Source organism: Jeotgalibacillus proteolyticus (assembly GCF_002926065.1).
GTDB classification, from domain to species: domain Bacteria; phylum Bacillota; class Bacilli; order Bacillales; family Jeotgalibacillaceae; genus Jeotgalibacillus; species Jeotgalibacillus proteolyticus.
Window position 1 is genome coordinate 362,928 of record NZ_PREZ01000004.1, and the last position, 19,293, is coordinate 382,220.

The window sequence follows — 19,293 nt, forward strand, 5'->3', positions numbered from 1 at the left end:
AGTATCTCAGTTTCTTCATTCGCTACAACCCACAGCTGCCAGCACATTATTCATCTTTTTGCCTCCAAAATACAATTCACCTGTACATCGGCAACCCGGCTACCATAGCGTAATTACACCTTAGACCCGAGGCTTTGCGTCCCAATCTTTCAAATGGTTTGCCTTCTTTATCGATACTAAGATATTTATAGTATACAACTATTTTTCATCAAGTAAAGCCTATTAAATTATTTTTTTTGTAAAATTATTCAATCCATAAACTACTTTCAGAACTATTTATTCACTAGAGTTTTACTTTTAAATAAGGAGTAAGCTTATCATTTTTATTTAACAAACTTAAAATAACAAAGTATAAAATCTTCGCGGCCTTCCCCGCTGACCGGGCTGTTCCTCTCCGCTCACCTGTGCAAGACCCATTTCCTCTAATGCTGTAAGCACTCTTCTGGCATTACGCTCCGTGCTATTGAGCCATGTGGCTATGTCCTTAGACGTTACCATCTGTTTATTATAATAACCTGAAATTGACTGCAGCTTCGATACAATGGAAGGACTGATGCGGGCTGCTTTAAATTTAGCAAGCCACTCCTCCCCCCATTGACGCTGATTATAGGTAAGTGCCTTTTCATTTTCAATTATTTGATGAACCACTTTATCTTCGTTCACACAAAAGACAACCTGACCCTTCGTTTTTTTTGACTCCAGAAAAGCCTGCCGTACATTCTGCTCTGCCTCCATCGCTGTTCTTCCGTACCCCACAACTGCTCTTAGAGGCAGCTTTGTTTGTAAAAGAGACTGATTTTGCAGCTCAAACAATGGTTCAAATGTCTGCAGCTCAAGTTCGCCAAGCGTCGTATAAATAGAAAACAAGCCATCTCCGATTTGAACATAAGAACCCTTTATCCTTTCTGCATAATGAAGAATAAGTCTCTTCATATCCAAATCTAGATGCTTCATCTTATAGGAATAATAATCCTCCTCAGATTGTGCAGGATTTAAAATCCGCTCGATCCCTACAATCGCAATCTGGGATTTCCGGTAGTAGGAGGAGTGCAGCTGTTCTCTGATATATTTAATCGTTAGTTGAATCGCAAGCTCAGTTGCCATAACTCTGTAACAGGGAACCCCACGCTTTTTTAGTTCCAGATAAACAGAGCGAATCCCTGTAAAAGCAGCTGAAATCTTATTTTCAAAATAAAGCTTCTCGTGAAAACGGACAATCTCCTCAGAAGGCAGGTAGCCATCATAAGGAAGAGCATAAACATTTAATTCATCAAGCGGGACCATTCTTCTAAAAGAGTCCATTTCATCTGTACTTATCGTATCAACACTGATACTTGGAATGATCGCTCCATGCTTGTACTGTGCATTTAATAACTCTCCAAGAAGGCTCGATCCATACAACGGGGGATAGCCCGCTTCATGCTCCTGGATAAGACCAAGTGATTGAGCGTAATAATAAGGGGCTTGACCTGAAAATAACCAGAAATCTACCTTGCTTTTATTTTCCTGAATAATCTCCTTCGTCTCTTCTGTGGTTTCATATGAAAAGGGAATGATTATCAGGTCCTCGAATTGTGCTGCTTCTCGTTCAATTTTTTCGATTGAATCCTCCGGACCAACTGCTCCTAAACGGATTTTCATTTTTATTCACCTGTTTCTTTTCGTAAATACGCTGCTATAATTAGAACTCCTTTTAAAAGATCCTCCAAACTTGCCTTTTCATCAGGGTGATGGCTGAGGCCGTTCTCACAAGGAATAAAGATCAGTCCTGACGGCCATTTCTTCGCCATATTCATGACATCATGACCCGCACCGCTTTCAAGAGTGAATGGCGTAAACCCCTCAGTTCTGCCGGCATCAACAAGTGCATGATGCACCATTTGATCTAAGAATACAGAAGGATTGTGGACAAGCTTTAAAGAGGAAATCGTTACATTACGGGTTTCTTCTATTTCTCTGCATTTTTCGAGAATTTCCTGTTCCAGCTGTTCTTTAAGCTGATCATCCACACTTCGGATATCAATTCCAAGCTCTGCTTTTGCAGGAATGACATTCATGACATTCGGTTTTACCTCAATCGTACTAGCTGTTGCAACAATAGGCAAACTTGATTTTGCAGAAAGCTCAAAAGCCCGTTCTGAAATAAAGTCAATTAAAGGGACAGAAGCAACAAGTGCATCCTGCCTTGAACCCATCGGTGTGGTGCCAGTATGACCAGCTTTCCCTTCTATTGTCACAAGCAGCCTTATTGGACAGGCAATTGCTGTAACAGCCCCATAGTCGGCTTTTGCCTGTTCAACTCTTAACCCCTGTTCAATATGCAGCTCAATAAAAGAGGCAATTTCTTCCTGAGAACGCTCTGCATTCCTAAACTGTTCCCAATTCAGTCCTCTTTCTTCTGCCGCTTCCTTTACAGTTATGCCCTCCTGATCAGTAACAGATTCTAAAGAAGGCAGATCAAGCATACCAGACATTGCTTTACTGCCAATTGTAGAAACGCCAAAACGCGCTGATTCCTCTGAGGCGAAGCAAATCACTTCAACCGGACAGGCTGGAGAAAAATGATTGTCTTTTAAATGTTTAACTGCTGCCAGAGCACATAAAATACCTGCTGCTCCGTCATACCCTCCACCGTTTGTAACTGTATCCAAATGGGACCCTGCAGCGACAGCAGGTAAATCTTGAGATACTCCTTCGGGAACCCACTTTGCAATCATATTGCCAGCCTGATCCTGGTGCACCTCAAGGTCAAGACCCTCTGCTATTTCACGAAAAACGGCCATTGCTTTCCATTCTTCTTTTGAGTAGCTTAAACGTGTAAATCCTTCAGGCTGATTCATTGAGTCGACTAAATTTAGTTTTGCAAGTGTATCACTAAGCCATTGCTTCATTCAGACCACTCCTTTTCATTTGTTTGCATATAAATGAGCACGGTAAGAAAAGCAAGAAGACCCGTTTTTAGCACCTCTTCGTTAAAATCAAATCGAGGGTGGTGATGCCCTTCCTTTAAAGGAGTACCAAATATCATGTAGGTGGCCTTGCCTCCTTTTTCCTGCACTCTGTTGATCATATGGGTCACATCCTCTGAAGCACCGAGCGCTATGACGGGAAGAACCTCTGTCAGGAAAGAGGATTGTTTTGCTGCACGACTCACAAGCTCAGGAAAAATGTCATCACATCTGGCTGCTGTGCCGTGTCCCGCTTCAATCAGTTCTGCCTCTACCTGCCACAAATCAGCCGAGGAATGAATAATTCGTTTTGCCTCACTAAATACATATTCATTTAATTCATTCGTTTCGCCGCGCGTTTCTCCTGTAAAGATTGCATGATCCGGAACAATATTTCTGCCGCTTCCTGCTGTAAGCGTACCAATATTTAAACGGGTGGCACCGCCTGAATGCGGAGAAATGGCAAAAAGACTTTGAACACAGGAAGCTGCCGCAAGCAGGGCATTTTTCCCTTCCTCAGGTCTTTTCCCAGCGTGTGAAGCTTTTCCATGAAAGCGGACATCAAATTTAGTGGTAGCCAGAAATTGATCTGCAGTTGCAGCAATTTGCCCAATCTGCAAATCTTCAATTCCTATATGTCCTCCTAAAAAATAATCCACATCATCCAGCCAGCCCTTGTCTACCATCGATTTTGCTCCTCTGCTTCCTTCTTCGGCAGGCTGAAACAAAAGAGTAAATTTCCCTTTCAGCTCCTGTCTGTGACGTGAAAGAAAGGAGGCTGTCGCCAGTCCAATGGCAGTATGGCCATCATGGGCGCAGGCGTGCATCGCGCCTTTTCTGGAGGAGGAGAAACCTTTTTCTGCAGGAAAATGCACTGCCTCCTCTGCTTCATGAATAGGCAGTGCATCAATGTCGAAGCGCAGAGCGGTGTGAGGACCAGCTTTTCCAGTATCCAAAACAGCCACTACACCGGTATGCCCTCCTTCTAATTTGGATAAAAAGGCTTCGTCTGCCCCTGCTTCTTTGGCTCTTTTTACCGCTTCACCAAGCTCTTCCTGCGTTGGAACACCCATTCTTGAAGATGAATGGATCGCATCCTTTCCTGTGAAAAGCGTAAAATCAAGCTCTTTAAGAATCTCGTAGATCCGGTAGGTCGTGACGTATTCAGTCCAGCCGGTTTCAGGGAACTGATGAAGCTCTCTTCTCCATGTTTTCATCTTCGGATACATTGCTTCAGCGTAGGAATCTGCATTCATTCCGAACCATCTCCATTCAATCGGGTTAGCGCATCATAGGCAAGCTGCGCCATTAATTCTGTTCCAAACACCAGCGCTCGTTCATCGATATCAAACTCTGCATCGTGAAGCGGCTTTTGAACTTCCCGATCCGGCAGAGCCGTTCCAAGCCAGTAATATAGACCAGGGTAGTTTTTAAGAAATCGTCCAAAATCCTCTCCCCCAAGGCTTGGCTTCACGTTTGGCACAGAGGAAGAACCTAAGATGGCATGAGCTGTTTTTCGGACCGGCTCCTCCCATTCCGGAGAATTCACTGTAGCAGGGTAGCCGTCGCGGTAATCAAGTGTAATGTCAATTTCGTTCGCATCTGCAAGACCTGAAATTGTTTTCTTAAAACGGTCTTTTACCTTTTCTTTTATAGCATCATTATTCGTTCGCACTGTCCCTTCGAGGGTAACACTGCTTGGGATGACATTATAGCGGTCTCCCCCATGGATTTCACCAAAAGTCAGTACTGCTGATTCCATGGGGTCGACATTTCGGCTGATGATGGTTTGAAGATGAGTAATCACCTGGGCTGCAATGACAATTGCATCCTTTCCCTGATGCGGCATACTTGCATGGCCCCCAGCTCCCTGGATGGTTACGGTAAACTGATCGGAGTTGCCCATGATGGGTCCTCCCATCACACCTGCTTCTCCAACCTTTAAGTCAGGCCATACATGCTGAGCAAAGATAGCGTCTGGCTGATGTTCAGAAAACACCCCATCCTTCATCATCTCGGAAGCACCGCCTACCGGGCCCATTTCTTCAGCCGGTTGAAAAACAAGAAGCACTTTCCCTGCAGTCTGATCTTTATGACGATTCAAAAGAGAGGCTGCGCCCATAAGCATGGCTGTATGTGCATCATGTCCGCATGCATGCATCACGCCTTTTTTTCTGGAAGCATAAGACACATTATTTTTTTCTTCGATCGGCAGAGCATCAATATCCGCACGAAGAGCAACTGTTTTGCCGGGTTTTTTTCCTTCGATTATTCCAAGAACGCCATGTTTAGCAAAGCCGGTTTTAAAAGAGATCCCTTCTTCCTTTAGGAACGCCTGAATGGTTTTAGAGGTTTCCGACTCCTCCCTGCTAAGCTCTGGGTATTGGTGAAAATGTCTTCGATAGTTTACGACCGTTTGTTTAATACTTTTTCCTTGTCCTTTAAAAGACAGCATGGTAAAACGTCTCCTTCGTTAGTTTTAGATTTGAAACGAGAAAAGGAGGCTGAGACAAATGAGTGTCTCAGCCTAGTTCGTCCGGTTCACTGCGCTTACCTCTCGTTTCTAAATGAGTGTTATATCCCAGACTCTTCCCGTGAACTACCTACCGCATCCCGACTCCCGGTCCAATCGGGATCCCAAGCATTGTCCACACCACAAAAATGATGATCCACAAAATTAAGAATATTAGCGTATATGGCAGCATAATCGAAAACAATGTTCCAAAGCCTGCATTTTTGTCGTATCTTTTCATAAAGGCCAAAACCATCGGCACATACGGATTGAGCGGTGTAATAATATTGGTGGTGGAATCCGCAATTCTGTAAGCCAGTTGAATAAAGGCCGGATTGTAATCAAGCAGCATAAACATAGGGATAAAAATTGGCGCCATTAGTGCCCACTGAGCTGATCCGCTGAATATAAACAGATTCAAAATGGCTGCAAGCAGAATAAATCCAACAACAACAGGCATACCGGTGAAGTTTAAGTTTGTAAGTGTATCTGCACCGGTTACGGCGATAAACGCTCCGAGATTTGTCCAGCCAAAATAGGCAATAAACTGAGATGCTGCAAAGATCAAGACAATATAGCCTGCCATATCCTTCATTGCATCTGTCATAAATTCAGGTACATCTCTCGTTGATTTGATTACTTTTGTGGTTAATCCGTATGCAACTGCCACAATAACAAAGAAAAACAGAATAAGAGGAACAATATTTGCTATGAAAGGAGAATCAACAACCCCTCCGTCTTCCCCTCTTAAAATTCCGTTTGATGGAATAATCATAAAAGCAATCAATATAGAATAGAGCAGCCCTGCAATACCTGCGTTTCGCAGTGCACGATTTTTTTCAGGAGTAATTTCCTCAAGCTGCTGATTTGTCACATCGTCCTCCCCAAGAGAAGGATCATATTTGCCAAGACGAGGCTCTATTATTTTTTCAGTAATCCACGCACCAACAAACATCAGCATAAGAACTGAAAACAGCATAAAGTACCAGTTGTCCAACGGTGTGACGGCTGCTTCGGCGTTAATCGTTGTCGCAACCTCAGTTGAAATTCCAGCAAGCAGTGCGTCGGTTCCTGTGATAATTATATTTGCTGTGAAGCCAGCTCCAACACCTGCAAAGCCTGCTGCCATTCCGGCAAGAGGGTGGCGCCCTAGAGCATAAAACATCATCGCGGCAAGCGGCGGCACGATAACAAATGCTGCATCTGATGCCAGGTTCCCCATGATTCCGGTAGCGATTATCGCGTAGGTAACGAGGCTTTTTGGAGCATTTAATATGGTCTTTTTCATAAAGGTTTCAATTAGACCAACGCGCTGGGCAAGCCCGATACCAAACATCATAACCAGTACTAAGCCTAATGGGGCGAAGCCTGTAAAGTTATCGAGCATGGAGGAGAGAATGTATTCAAGACCTTCTGCTGAGATCATGTTATTGATTTGTTCGACTTCTCCGGTTCCCGGATGTTCAAAGGAGATATTGAATAAGCTGATCAGCCAGGATAGGCCGATGACTCCGAGTGCAAGATAGATAAAAAGCATGAATGGATGAGGGAGCTTGTTTCCTGCTCGTTCGACGAAATCAAGAAATTTTGCGAAGAACCCTCTTTTTGGGGTTCTATTTGAATCGGCCATAAGGCATTCACTCCTTGTTTTTAATTACGGACAATTTCTTTATTGATTCCGTTAAGTAACAAATTATCATAGTCTATTATTCTTGTAAATGATAATTTTAGGATTGTTCTCCATTTTCAGATAATTATTAATAAAAAATGCTTTCTACTAATTAGGAATGAATGCCTCTTAAGTTAGCATGTTGATTTCCATTGCAGGGGGACGCTTTCCGCGGGACGGGGCTTGAGCTAACTTGCTGTCGCAAGTGGATCTCAAGCTCCCGTTCTTCCCGCAGGAGTCGCCCCCTTCCATTCCAATCAACTCCTGGTAATTTTTTTCTGCTTTGGACTTAGCAGGTTATGAGTGAAAAACTTTTTAATTAACATGTTGATTTTCGTTGCAGGGGCATGCTTTCCGCGGGACGGGAGCTGAGCTAATTGGCTTCGCCAATGGATCTCACCCTTCCCGTTTCTTCCCGCAGGAGTCAGCCCCTTCCTCTTCAATCAACTCCTGGGTATCTTATTTTTTGATTTGAACTTAGTTGGTTATAGGTGAAAACCTATTAATTTGGAAGTTAATCTCCTTACCTGATAATCTATTAAAGAAGTGAACAGACAAATTATTTCCCGGTAAATAGTTTTACAGAATAAAAATAAGACCTTCTTGTTAAGAAGGTCTACATTTTTTTGCGTTTTCTATTATTTCCTGGTAAATAGAATGCCAGTTTGGATAATAGGAGGATACTTCTTCGGGGTCTACGAAGATGCGCTTGGTTGATTCGTATTGGCCTTGGAATGGATGCAGTTTTGTTATGTTCATTTTGTAGAACACTTGAAAACCAATTTTAGGGTATGGGCTGCTTTCCGTCCATTGAGGGTTTTCGGTATGGTCGACGATGATGTACCCTATTAATTCACATTCTCCTTCAACGTATCCTTCTTCAAAAGCTTCCCGTTTAAAGCATTCTTCTGCTGTTTCACCAGGGTCGATATGGCCTCCGGGGAAATCCCATCCCCTATCATATAAGTCTATCAATAACAATTGGTCGTCGAAAAAACAAAAGCCGTGAACGCTTGTAATTAAGTCCCTTTGGGGCAGCAGGCTGTTTTTCTCCCATGTTAACTTAACCCTCGACTCTCCCCAGTTTACATATGCAGTAGTCAACTGATATCCTCCCACTATTTAATTCAGTCTGGAAGCTTTGGTTTATTTTTTCCCAAGTGCCCATAGCCTTGCGATGTTCTCAGCCGTTTTTTCAACATTGGTTGCACCTTCTGCTAGTGCATCCTCCAATGTACAGGCGCCATTTACTACACTGAAGGCAGCGTCAATCCCATGGTCAAATATTGCTTCGTAGCCTTCTCCAAGACAGCCGGCAACTGCAATGACGGATGCGCTGCCTGCCATTCCAGTTCTTTTTGCTACACCAATTGGCGCTTTGCCGTGAATGGTTTGGCTGTCGATTTTTCCTTCTCCTGTAATAACAAGTGCTGCATCCTTAACGAGCTCTTCAAAACGGATGACATCAAGAATCAAATCAATTCCGCTGACAAGCTCTCCTTCTAAAAAGGCGACAATTCCTGCTCCAAGTCCGCCTGCTGCACCGGCACCAGGGAGCTCATTAACTCCTTTCCCTAAATCCCGCTCAATGACAGCAGCATATCGGCTTAACGAAGCATCCAGTATGTCAACCATCTCTGCACTCGCGCCTTTTTGCGGACCAAAAATTGCCGAGGCTCCTTTGGGTCCTGTTAAAGGATTCGTTACATCGCAAGCTACTTCTACTTTGACTGATTTCAGGCGTGCGTCCATTCCTGAGATGTCGATTGAGGATAAGCTGTTTAATGCTGCTCCTCCCGGCTGAAGCTCTATTCCAGCTTCATTCAGCAATCTTATGCCAAGCGCCTGAGCCATACCTGCACCCCCATCATTGGTAGCTGAGCCGCCAAGCCCTAATACAATCCGGTCGACCCCAAGATCTAACGCATGAAGGATAAGCTCCCCTGTCCCTCGGGTGGTAGCGAGCAATGGGTTACGAAGCTCTCTTGGCACAAGGTGAAGCCCTGATGCAGCAGCCATTTCGATGACAGCCGTTTTTCTGTCTCCTGTAAGTCCATAAAACGCCTCGACCTGTCCACCTAAGGGACCGGTTGCCTGAGTCTCTATGATCTCTCCTCCAGTTGCTGCCACAATCGAATGGACAGTACCTTCTCCTCCGTCAGCGATAGGAACCGACACGTATTCGGCATCAGGAAAAACCTTTTTAAATCCAGCCTTAATCGCATCGCAAGCCTCAATTGCCGTAATACTTTCTTTAAATGAATCTGGTGCCAGAACAATTTTCAACTCTTTTCACCTGCTTTATTTTTTAATCCATACAAATTGGTACGGCGAAAGCTCAATCTGTCCGTCACATTGAACCCCGCTCCAAAGATCTTCACCATTAAAAGGAAGTTCAACCTGAACAGGAGTATTACCACTATTAACGATGAATAATAGAGCATCTTCTGTTTCTTCGTTTCTTCGGATTAATGAAAATACCTGGTCGTGAAGCTCTACAATTTCCTGCGTTGAAAAAGGATTGAGTGCTGCTTCCTTTTGTCTGACACGGATAAGCTTTTTTATTCCTTCAAAAACTCTTTGCCTTCTTGAAGAGGTCTGAAGCTCTCCGACGATTTCCTCGTATTGAAATTTTTTTCGGTTAATCCGGCGGTTTATGCCTGATTCTTCAAGACCCTTTACATCATTTCCAGACCCTAATAAGGAATGATAATACACTGCCGGAACGCCGATCACTGAAAAGAGCACAGAATGGGCAGCAAGCATTTTTTGAATTTGAAGATCCTCCGTTGCGTCCTCCTCTTTATTAATAAGGGCTTCCATATAATTAATATTCAGTTCATATGGAGATTCTGTTCCATCAGGGTTGCTCTTATAGGAAACTCGTCCTCCATTTTCAAGCACCTTATCTGCTAAAGAATGGCGCTCTTTATCTGTCAGGATTCCCTCAGTTGGACGCATACCGATTCCATCGTGGCTCGCTAAAAAGTTAAAATACGTAGCCTGGTCCGATATTTTCTCGATTGTCTTTGCCCAGTTTGTTAATGTTGTCGTATTGTGTGTGGTAAAGCTATGCAGAACAAGAGGCGGCAGGGAAAATTGATAGACAAGATGAGCCTCATTTTTGCCGTTGCCTAAATAACTGATATTTTCCTTATGCGGGACATTTGTTTCGGTTATTAAAAGGGTCTTAAGCTCTAACTCCTCCAAAATAACTCTCCAAAGTTGAATAATCGCATGCGTCTGAGGTAGATGGATACATGTCGTGCCTGATTCCTTCCATAAGAAGCCGATTGCATCAAGACGGATACTGCTCCCGCCCCGCCATGCGTACTCGAGAAGGATATTTGTCATTTCTAAAAGAGCGGGAAAATGCTTGAAATTTACATCTACCTGATCCTCACTAAAGGTGGTCCAGTCTGTTTTTCCCCCCTCATATTCATGAAAAATAGGAGAGGTGCGGGGCCGAACTACCTTTGCTGCATCAAAGCTTTCTTCTTTTGGAATGAAATAATGCTCAAATTCAGGCAAGCCTTTTAAGTATCCCTGAAACCAGCTGCTGGACTTGGACATATGATTCGCGACAAAATCGAACATAAGACGATAATCGGCTGAAAGGCTTTCAACCTCATCCCAGCTCCCAAGATCCCGGTGAATGGTAAGATAATCCACCACCGAGAAACCGTCATCCGACGTATATGGAAACATCGGAAGAAGATGGACATCTGATATTTCATCCCGCGCATACGTGTTTAGAAATTTTTTCAATGTGGATAGAGCCGGCTTATTTTCCTCCCATATGCTGTCCCCATAGGTAATTAAGTAAACATTTTTTTGAGACAGCGCAGAAGGCTGCCTCCACTTTCTTTGTTTCCACCCTTTAACAGCCTCTACTATCTCTTCTTTATAAAGGGGAGAATATCCTTCTCCATAAATCGTTTTTAATAGCATTTCCGCTTTTTGCGTGAAGTTCATAAATAGTTCTCCTTCCCTTTAAGCCTAAGTGTGACATATCCTTTTGGTTCAATTATTACTGACTGATTAGTTAATGCTTGGCTTTTTTCGTTCAGCGCTGTCTGCTCCATCAACTGAAGGGCTTTACTGGTTAATTCAACCCTTTGGTCTTTAAGACCCGGGTTAAATAATCGAAGGATAAGTGAATGGTCATCATGCGCTTTTTTTAACGAACTGAAAAACACTTCACTATTGTTTGCTTCAAGTAATTGAAAGCTTGAAGGGAGCATGTCAACCGGAAACGGAATTTCAAAACGGTCCAATCGCTCTTCAAACGAGTTTAGGACTTGCTTTTGATATGTTGCGGTATGCTCATTAAACTGATTGACGAACGAATATAGGTCCTGCTCGCTATAGGTGGGTGAGAAATAAATCGCATACTCAAACGTCATTTCTCCAAGCATCTGTGCATCAGGTGTAGTTACAACCTTATTGTTGATGCCTGATGCCCGCCCTGGACGCCATGCAAGATTATCTCTTCCAAGGAGGCCAACACTTCTAAATAAGGTCAAGGCAAGCTCACCTGTTTCTCTTAGCAGCTGATACTCCTTGATTCCTTTTGTAGCAACAGCAGCCGTTACGTTTTCATTTGCAGCACCCGCAATGTTTTCCAGTGGATAAATTGGCATCGGCGCTTCAGCAAAGCCCTGCTCTTTCCACTCAGTCATATAGGGATTGACGGTCGGTCTTTGGATCATGCTAAAGCCCTGGTCGCCGAATGAATTGTCAGGATGATTGATTGATGTTTGAATCATCACGCGTAATCGATGGTCTTTTATTTCGTTGTTAATGTCGTGTTGAACGCGTACAAAGGACTCTCCCTTTCGAAGCTCAAATAAGGTTTTAATGATTAGGTCCTTTGAGGCTTTATTCTCTTTACGCTCTTCAAGATCGTGTGGAAGATTCAGGCTATGGGTCACCTCCATCCGTTCTGTTTGGCTTCCTGCTTCTGTTTTGACAGAAAGAAGCTTGCTCGTAAAGACAGGTTCATCTCCGGGTAAAGGAGAGTAATCATATGAATCCCCTGCATCTCCTGTGTTTTCAAAGCGAAGGAAATCTGAAATTGTATTATTCATTTTCGTTAGATTCAGCTGAAGAACTCCCTGTTCCTCATAAATACGGAAGTGCTCATTTGCAATTTCTTTCTTTTCAAGCTCTTTCAATTTGGTAGGATTGGATTCGCTGGTTTGGACTATTTCATACGTTTCATAGCCCATTGAAGGAAGTGTAACCTCTAAGAGAACCTCGCTCCGGTAATAGCCGGGAGCGTCCACTTCCTTCTCGCCATCAGCTGTCACGACAATGGTTTTCCCGCCGCTCATATATTCTTGTTTCATGATATCGAGATTGATTTCTTTTCCGTCTAAATTTGTTACTGAGAATTCTTTTTCTTTTGTAAATAGCACCGCTTTCTTTAAGCCTTTAAAGCCAACTGGAAGAAGGTGAAATAATACTAAGAGCGTGTCTTTTTTTACGGAATTGCTGATCGCCTCTGTCATTTGCTTCTTAAGCAAATTCATGCAGCCGTCCGCCAGACGGATAACCTTTTTAAGACGGTTAACAATTTCCTTGTTCGTATCATCAGAATTACAGCCGCCAATGCTATCGTGCGCATGGACATCAAACAGCATTTTCCACATTTCATCCAGCCACTTGTCGGGATAATGAAATCCCAAGGTACAAGCAATACTGGCTAAAGGCTCAAGATGGTAAATGATTTTTTCTTCAGCAATCGCATTAAGCTTCTTTATATCATAGCGTTGAGAGCGGATCGTATTATGAATGCGTGATTTCTGAGGTGCCAAAAGCTCTCCTTCAATCACATTTTCAAAATGGCCTTCCGCAAAGGTTTCTTCCATAAACGTTTCATAGTCTGATAGAAGATATTCATGGGTTGAATCTTTTTGGTTTAATTGCTTAACCGTTTCAGGAAAATGCTCGCGCACAAGAACCTGGTCTCCGCCTGCAGGGAGCAGTAAATGGTCGGTGCTTTTGTTCATCGTTGAAATTTTTTCTAAAATAGGCAAAAGACGCTCATCCATATAGTCATCATCAGAGGAGAGAAACTTGCCTGGACCATAGCCAAAATAGATGTTGTTTGCTTTTACGCTTTGCCCATCCGGGGATTGCCAGATGAAGTTTAGATCTTCTTTTAGCTGGTCGGTGTAGATTCCACGCTGAAGCACGCTATAGTCGATATCAAATCCTTTGAATATAGACGGAAGGTACGTGTTTTGTCCGAAAATGTCTGGAAGATAACCGATATTCATGCTGTGTCCCATTTTTTCTGCTATGCGTGTGCCGTATAACAGGTTGCGAATGAGTGATTCCCGGTTGACGAGAAGAGAATCTGCCTGGGTATACCAGGGACCGACGAAAATACGCTTAGCCTTGATGAGGGCAGATAAGCGCTGTTTTTCCTCAGGACGGATTTTCAGGTATTCGTCAAGGATGGAGGATTGTGCGTCGAATACATAGCCGGTGTAGTCCGGGTCTTTTTCCATAACGTCAAGGAGACGGTCCATGTTTTCTACAAGCAGCAGGTTGGAATCTTCTATGGTGAAGTACCATTCGCGGTCCCAGTGGGAGTGTGGTACGACGTAGACTTTTTTGGTTTTCATGTGTGAGACCTCCAGGTAATAGAAAGAGGGAGCATCTATGCTGATGCACCCCCTTTATTTGGTTTGTGTCGTGCTGGTACTTTTGAAGCTTGAGTGTTATGAGTAAATACTTTTTAATGCAGCGTGTTGATTTCCGCTTCAGGGGCATGCTTTCCGCGGGGCGGGGCTTGAGCTAACTTGCTGCGCAAGTGGATCTCAAGCTCCCGCTTCTTCCCGCAGGAGTCAGCCCCTTACGCTCCAATCAACTCCTATTGAAACTAATGTGTTATGAGTAAATACCTCTTAATACAGCGTGTTGATTTCCGCTTCAGGGGCATGCTTTCCGCGGGGCGGGAGCTGAGCTAACTTGCTGCGCAAGTGGATCTCAGCCTTCCCGCTTCCTCCCGCAGGAGTCAGCCCCTTACACTCCAATCAACTCCTAGATAACTTTTTCGCTTCTTTGAAACTAATGTGTTATGAATAAATACCTCTTAATGCAGCTGGTGTTGTTATGAGCTTATCTCAACATAATCTAATAGTTCATCTCAGCCTTTGCTTTTCGTTTGATGATGGAAAAGCGGATGAAGATGTTGGCGAAGGCGATGAAGCCGGCACCTACTATGAGGCCGAGCAGGTAGGCCCATAGGTTTTCTACCAGCGGCCAGCCCCAGATTGCCGGGAGCGGGAGCCATTGGACAGCGCCTAATAGGACGGCTGTTGTAGCACCTAGGATTGCCCCGATAATATTAATTGGGATCGTAATTAACGGGTTGCGCAGCATAAATGGAATCGCTCCTTCACTGATGGCGATGAATCCAAGCAGCAAGGAAGTGTTTCCTGCAACACGAAGGTCTGCATCAAACACGCGTCTTCCAACAACATATTTATCAATAACAGTTGCAAGACCAAGCCCGATTGGCGGGATGACGATGGCAAGAACACGGGCAGTCAACGGATAAACCTGATCCGCTGCCAGACCGATTGCGATGGCTCCTGCAGCTTTATTGATCGGCCCGCCCAAATCAAAGGCAGTGGCTGAAGCAATGATAGAAGCCAGTACAACATCTCCTGTACCCTGAGCTGATTCAATCCAGTTGCGAAGGACAACGTTCAAGCCCCCGAAGACCGGGTCTACAAGATAGAAATTTAAAAAGAAGATGGATAGTACACTAATTGCAGGGATTAAAAACATTGGTTTCATTGCCTGGAAGTTCTTACTCAAGCGAATATTTCGGTTTAAGAACCGCGCGATATAACCAGCTGTCAATCCAAGGAATAGGGCACCTAAGAATCCTGATGGAATCCCTTCTTCAATTCCCCAAAACGTATGGTGAAGACCTCCTGCGAAGGCTCCTCCTATAAACCCTGCGACTAACCCAACCCTGTCTGCTAATGAATAAGCAACGAAGGCAGCAAAGATTGGGTACATAAATTTAAAGATTAGGCCCCCGAATTTATCTAAATGATGCAGGATGACAAATAGCTCGTTGGAATGGCTTGCATATTCTGGGTTTCCGATTTCATTTACAAGACCAAATGGCATTGCCCCGAGTTTTGCAATTCCCATCATCAGACCGCCTGCTACGATGACCGGGATCATATAAGAAATACCTGTCATAACTGCCTGCACAGCATCCTTAAAAAATCCGCCGCCTGAAGACTGAGGTGAAGAATCTTCATTTTCGCCTTTCTCCACTAAACCATCCGGGCGTTCAAGGGATCGTTGGATCAGTTCCTTCCCGTGACGCAAGGGCTCTGCTACTCGCGTTTGAATAAATGGTTTGCCTGCAAAGCGTTCCTTCTCTTTTGGGGCAATATCAGTGGCAAAAATGACTGCATCTGCCTGCTTGATTTCCTCAGGTGAAAGCCTGTCCTCTATTCCGGTAGCTCCCTGTTTTTCTACAATTACCCTGATTCCAAGCTCACGTCCCGCTTTTTCAAGTGCTTCGGCGGACATATAGGTATGGGCAATTCCTGTAGCACAGGCTGTTACTGCAACAACCGTTTTCGTGAATTCAGGTGCCTGTTCTTCTTTCGTTTCTTCCGTTACATCCAGTCTTACAAGGAAGTCCTGGATCGTAGAGGCAGACATCACCCCCTCTAAATAGCCCTCTTTCATGAGGTTTGTACTTAATGTAGATAGCACCTTTAAATGGGTGGTATCAGCCTCTCCTTCAGGTATGGCAATTAAAAAGACAAGTTGGACTTTATTTGCAGGATCAATGCTTTCCCAGTCCTCAAGAGGTGATGCTAATCTTGCTACAGCGAATGCTGCTTTTTTAACAGCTACTGACTTTCCATGAGGGATTGCCAGTCCTCTTTCAAGTCCTGTCGGCGAAATTTCCTCACGGTGTAAAACCGCTTCCAGAAAAGTTTGTTCAGATTCCAGGTATTTCTTTTTATTTAATTCCGAAACAAGCTGCCTGATTACCTGCTCCTTTGATTGAGCATGTACATCAAACAAAACCAGATCCGGCTCGGTCATGCTTCTAAGGTTCATATTCGTCACTCCTGTCTGTTAAGTATGAAAACACTTACATGTTCTTATACTATTGTTTTATCATGAAATGACAGGATCATTTTGTACAGAGTCTGTACATTTGTACTGAATTACATCTGAGCATGAGAGGTTTTGAAAAAGTTAATGCTATACTATGAGGTGAAATGGATGGAAAAGGGGAAAAGGGATGGGGAAATTTCTTGATCAATTTGCCAACAGCCTGGCTAATCTGACACCAACTGAAAAACAAGTGCTGTACTACATCGACCAGCATACTGATGAAGCATCTGGACTTTCGCTGACTGAGATTGCTAAAGTCAATAATGTCAGCACAACTACGGTCGTCAGGATGTCCCATAAGCTTGGTTTAGATGGGTTTTCCGAGCTTAAATATTTACTAAGGAAAAAAGATTATACAAACGCCCTGTTAAATAGCAGTCCGATCGAGCTATACAAAGAGGAGTTTATTACTGCCTTTGACACGATTCAGCCTCATGAGCTTGAAAGACTGAGCGAAAAGATTTACCGGGCAAAGCGTGTCATAGTGGTTGGAGTTGGATTGTCGAAGATGATGGCGGAATATTTCAGCAAGCTTTTAATGCAGACGAACAAACAGACGCACTATACGTATGAGTCCCATATGATCGATTTACTTCCGAATATGGTTAAGCCGGAGGATCTTGTGTTTTTTATTTCCTCAAGCGGTGAAACGAAAACATTAATCCAGGCAGCAGAAAAGCTTTCCTTTTTAGTTGTTGATACAGCTGCGATAACCAACTCAGCTGACTCCTCTCTAGGGAGGACTGTAAAAGCCAATTTAAGCATGACGGTTGAAAAAGCAGCATTAGCAGGCTATGACATAACAGCGAGATCCACACTCATGCTTTTAATTGATCTTTTATTCGCTGATTACCTAAAGAAAAGCGAGCAGTAAAAAAGCCGGAGAAGAAACACTCCGGCTTTTTCTGTGCTTATTTCGCAATACGGACATTCTTTGGAGGCGTTACTGCTAGAGAGTTAGCACGCTTATTATTTGTTGCTATCACATAAACTGCAGCCATTGCAATAAATGCAGCAACAAAGGTTCCAAGGTTAAAGATTCCTTTTTCAGCATACCAGACGATCGAATAACCAATTGCCCCTGTTAGCAACGCATAATAGAAAAAGGGAAACAATGTTTTTCGAATAATCGCGCCTTCTTTTCCAACAAGCCCCACAACAGCAGAGGCTGCAACGACATTATGCACACAAATCATATTCCCCGCTGCTCCTCCAACAGCCTGAAGCGCCACTATCCAGGTGGCATTTACGCCCATTTGTGAGCCTACATCGTACTGGAACAGGGCAAACATCATATTGCTTACCGTATTGCTTCCAGCGATAAAGGCGCCTAATCCGCCGATGAATGTCGCAAAGAACGGCCAGAAATCTCCTGCCATTGCCACTGCACCGTTTGCAAGCTCAATAGGCATTTGACTATACCCGGCTGCACCGCCTCCGGAATTTAAAAATACCTGGACCATTGGAACGGTAAAGACAAGTGCGGTAGATGCTGCAATCATCGTTTTCCCTGACTGTCTCCATGCACGCTTATACGAGCTGAAGCTCATGCCGTGAAGGAAATACGTAATTAGTGAAACGATAATAAAGATGGTTCCCGGCAGATACAGCGGCTGAAAGCTTGATGTGATGCCGGAATTAAAAATATTTTCAAATTGAACGGTCCAGGACTGCATCCATCCCTGTACAGGAAGGAAGGTCAGTCTGGTCAGCACGAGAAACAATCCCACTAAAATATAAGGAGTCCACGCACGGATCATGCTCATATTCCCGCTTTTATGGGTGATATCCTTAATTTCCAGCCCTCCGATCCACTCAGGATCCCATTTGGACTTTTCCTCAAAATCCCACACTTCTTCTTTTGGCGGCATAAGAAAGCCTTTTTTCGCAGACATAACAACAACTGCCAGTCCAACAAGCCCGCCGATCATTGATGGAAATTCAGGACCGAGGACATTTGCTACGATTACATATGGAACTGTCATCGCAAAGGCTGCAAAAAGAGCGAATTTCCATATCTTAATTCCTTCGGTAAACGATTTGTTTTTACCGAAAAATCGTGTCATCAAAGCGACCACAAATAACGGAATCAACGTTCCTGCTATCATATGAAGAATCGCTACCTGCCCGCCAATTAACGTCGTCAGTGCAAGAAAATTGCCGGTGATTCCAGCATCGGCTGATAAACCATTCTGAATGCCGACAAGCATTGGTGTCCCTACTGCCCCAAACGATACAGGCGTACTTTGTATGACCATCCCTGCCACAACAGCAGCCATTGCAGGAAATCCAAGTCCAACCAGTAATGGTACAGCTACTGCAGCCGGTGTACCAAAGCCTGCAGACCCTTCAATGAATGAACCAAACAGCCAGGCAATGATAATGACCTGAATCCGGCGGTCAGGCGAAATATCAGTAAAGCCCCGACGAATCGTTTTGATTCCTCCGCTTTCAGTTAATGTGTTCAGAAGGAGGATAGCTCCAAAAATGATAAAAAGCAGGGTTCCTGCCACAACAAGACCATTAATGGAGGCTGCAGCTACCTTTCCTGCAGGCACCTGCCACACAAATAATGCCAGGGCAATCGCAACAAGATAAGAGATAGGCATCGCTTTACTGGCAGACCACCGAAGACCGACTAAAAAAATGGCAACAGCTAAAATAGGCAAAAGTGATAAGAAAGCTAACATTCCAGTACTCATACATTTTCCCCTTTCATGTTTGAAATGATTTTTCCCAGTTCCCCCGGCAGCTTCTCTATTTCATCCATTAAACGCAAAATCCTGTTATTATAGCTGCTGACCATTTTTTAGCGTGCCTCACCCCATTTGCTATGGTTTATTTGTATTGCTTCATCGGGCAAACTAACAATATGTACTGTACAGATTTTTAAATCTGGTTTTACAAGACAAAATGTATGCGCTTACAACTATTCTATAGATAAATATTGATGATTTTCAGGTAGACGCTTTCCGCGGGGCGGGGCTTGA

Annotated in this window: 12 protein-coding genes and 1 riboswitch; of the genes, 1 reads left to right on the top strand and 11 read right to left on the bottom strand. The window is 43.8% G+C overall.

Annotation, left to right across the window (positions count from 1 at the left end; genetic code table 11):
- Nucleotides 1-86: 86 nt before the first annotated feature.
- A riboswitch (cyclic di-GMP riboswitch) is annotated at nt 87-173 on the bottom strand.
- Between the two features lie 163 nt (nt 174-336).
- From C4B60_RS12065 to C4B60_RS12115, 10 genes are all read right to left on the bottom strand, one after another.
- Nucleotides 337-1,641: a helix-turn-helix domain-containing protein gene (locus tag C4B60_RS12065; protein WP_104058258.1), complete on the bottom strand. Its 1,305-nt coding sequence runs from the start codon at nt 1,639-1,641 to the stop codon at nt 337-339.
- A gap of 2 nt (nt 1,642-1,643) precedes the next feature.
- A complete protein-coding gene (locus C4B60_RS12070; protein WP_104058259.1) occupies nt 1,644-2,891 on the bottom strand; it encodes a M20 family metallo-hydrolase in 1,248 nt (415 codons plus the stop codon).
- Nucleotides 2,888-4,204: an amidohydrolase gene (locus tag C4B60_RS12075; protein WP_104058260.1), complete on the bottom strand. Its 1,317-nt coding sequence runs from the start codon at nt 4,202-4,204 to the stop codon at nt 2,888-2,890. Before C4B60_RS12075 ends, C4B60_RS12070 begins: the two co-directional genes overlap by 4 nt.
- Nucleotides 4,201-5,403 (bottom strand): M20 metallopeptidase family protein, encoded by a 1,203-nt coding sequence (locus C4B60_RS12080; protein WP_104058261.1) that lies wholly within the window; start codon nt 5,401-5,403, stop codon nt 4,201-4,203. Before C4B60_RS12080 ends, C4B60_RS12075 begins: the two co-directional genes overlap by 4 nt.
- A gap of 148 nt (nt 5,404-5,551) precedes the next feature.
- Nucleotides 5,552-7,090, bottom strand: coding sequence for an AbgT family transporter (locus C4B60_RS12085; RefSeq protein WP_104058262.1), 1,539 nt, complete (start codon nt 7,088-7,090; stop codon nt 5,552-5,554).
- Nucleotides 7,091-7,735: 645 nt separating this feature from the next.
- A complete protein-coding gene (locus C4B60_RS12095; RefSeq protein ID WP_104058264.1) occupies nt 7,736-8,233 on the bottom strand; it encodes an NUDIX domain-containing protein in 498 nt (165 codons plus the stop codon).
- A 42-nt stretch (nt 8,234-8,275) separates the two neighbouring features.
- A complete protein-coding gene (locus C4B60_RS12100; RefSeq protein WP_104058265.1) occupies nt 8,276-9,415 on the bottom strand; it encodes a glycerate kinase in 1,140 nt (379 codons plus the stop codon).
- 15 nt (nt 9,416-9,430) lie between these two features.
- Nucleotides 9,431-11,104, bottom strand: coding sequence for an alpha-amylase family glycosyl hydrolase (locus C4B60_RS12105; RefSeq protein WP_104058266.1), 1,674 nt, complete (start codon nt 11,102-11,104; stop codon nt 9,431-9,433).
- The gene (locus C4B60_RS12110; RefSeq protein ID WP_104058267.1) at nt 11,101-13,764 is read right to left on the bottom strand and encodes a glycoside hydrolase family 38 N-terminal domain-containing protein; all 2,664 of its coding nucleotides are present in this window, start codon (nt 13,762-13,764) and stop codon (nt 11,101-11,103) included. The genes C4B60_RS12105 and C4B60_RS12110 overlap by 4 nt, the downstream gene beginning before the upstream one ends.
- 511 nt (nt 13,765-14,275) lie before the next feature.
- The gene (locus tag C4B60_RS12115) at nt 14,276-16,243 is read right to left on the bottom strand and encodes a fructose-specific PTS transporter subunit EIIC (protein ID WP_104058268.1); all 1,968 of its coding nucleotides are present in this window, start codon (nt 16,241-16,243) and stop codon (nt 14,276-14,278) included.
- A 187-nt stretch (nt 16,244-16,430) separates the two neighbouring features.
- Between C4B60_RS12115 and C4B60_RS12120 the strand changes: the two genes are divergently transcribed.
- Nucleotides 16,431-17,177, top strand: coding sequence for a MurR/RpiR family transcriptional regulator (locus tag C4B60_RS12120; protein ID WP_104058269.1), 747 nt, complete (start codon nt 16,431-16,433; stop codon nt 17,175-17,177).
- A 37-nt stretch (nt 17,178-17,214) separates the two neighbouring features.
- Here the strand turns inward: C4B60_RS12120 and C4B60_RS12125 are convergent, their stop codons facing one another.
- Nucleotides 17,215-19,005 (bottom strand): L-lactate permease, encoded by a 1,791-nt coding sequence (locus tag C4B60_RS12125; protein ID WP_104058270.1) that lies wholly within the window; start codon nt 19,003-19,005, stop codon nt 17,215-17,217.
- Nucleotides 19,006-19,293: the final 288 nt, after the last annotated feature.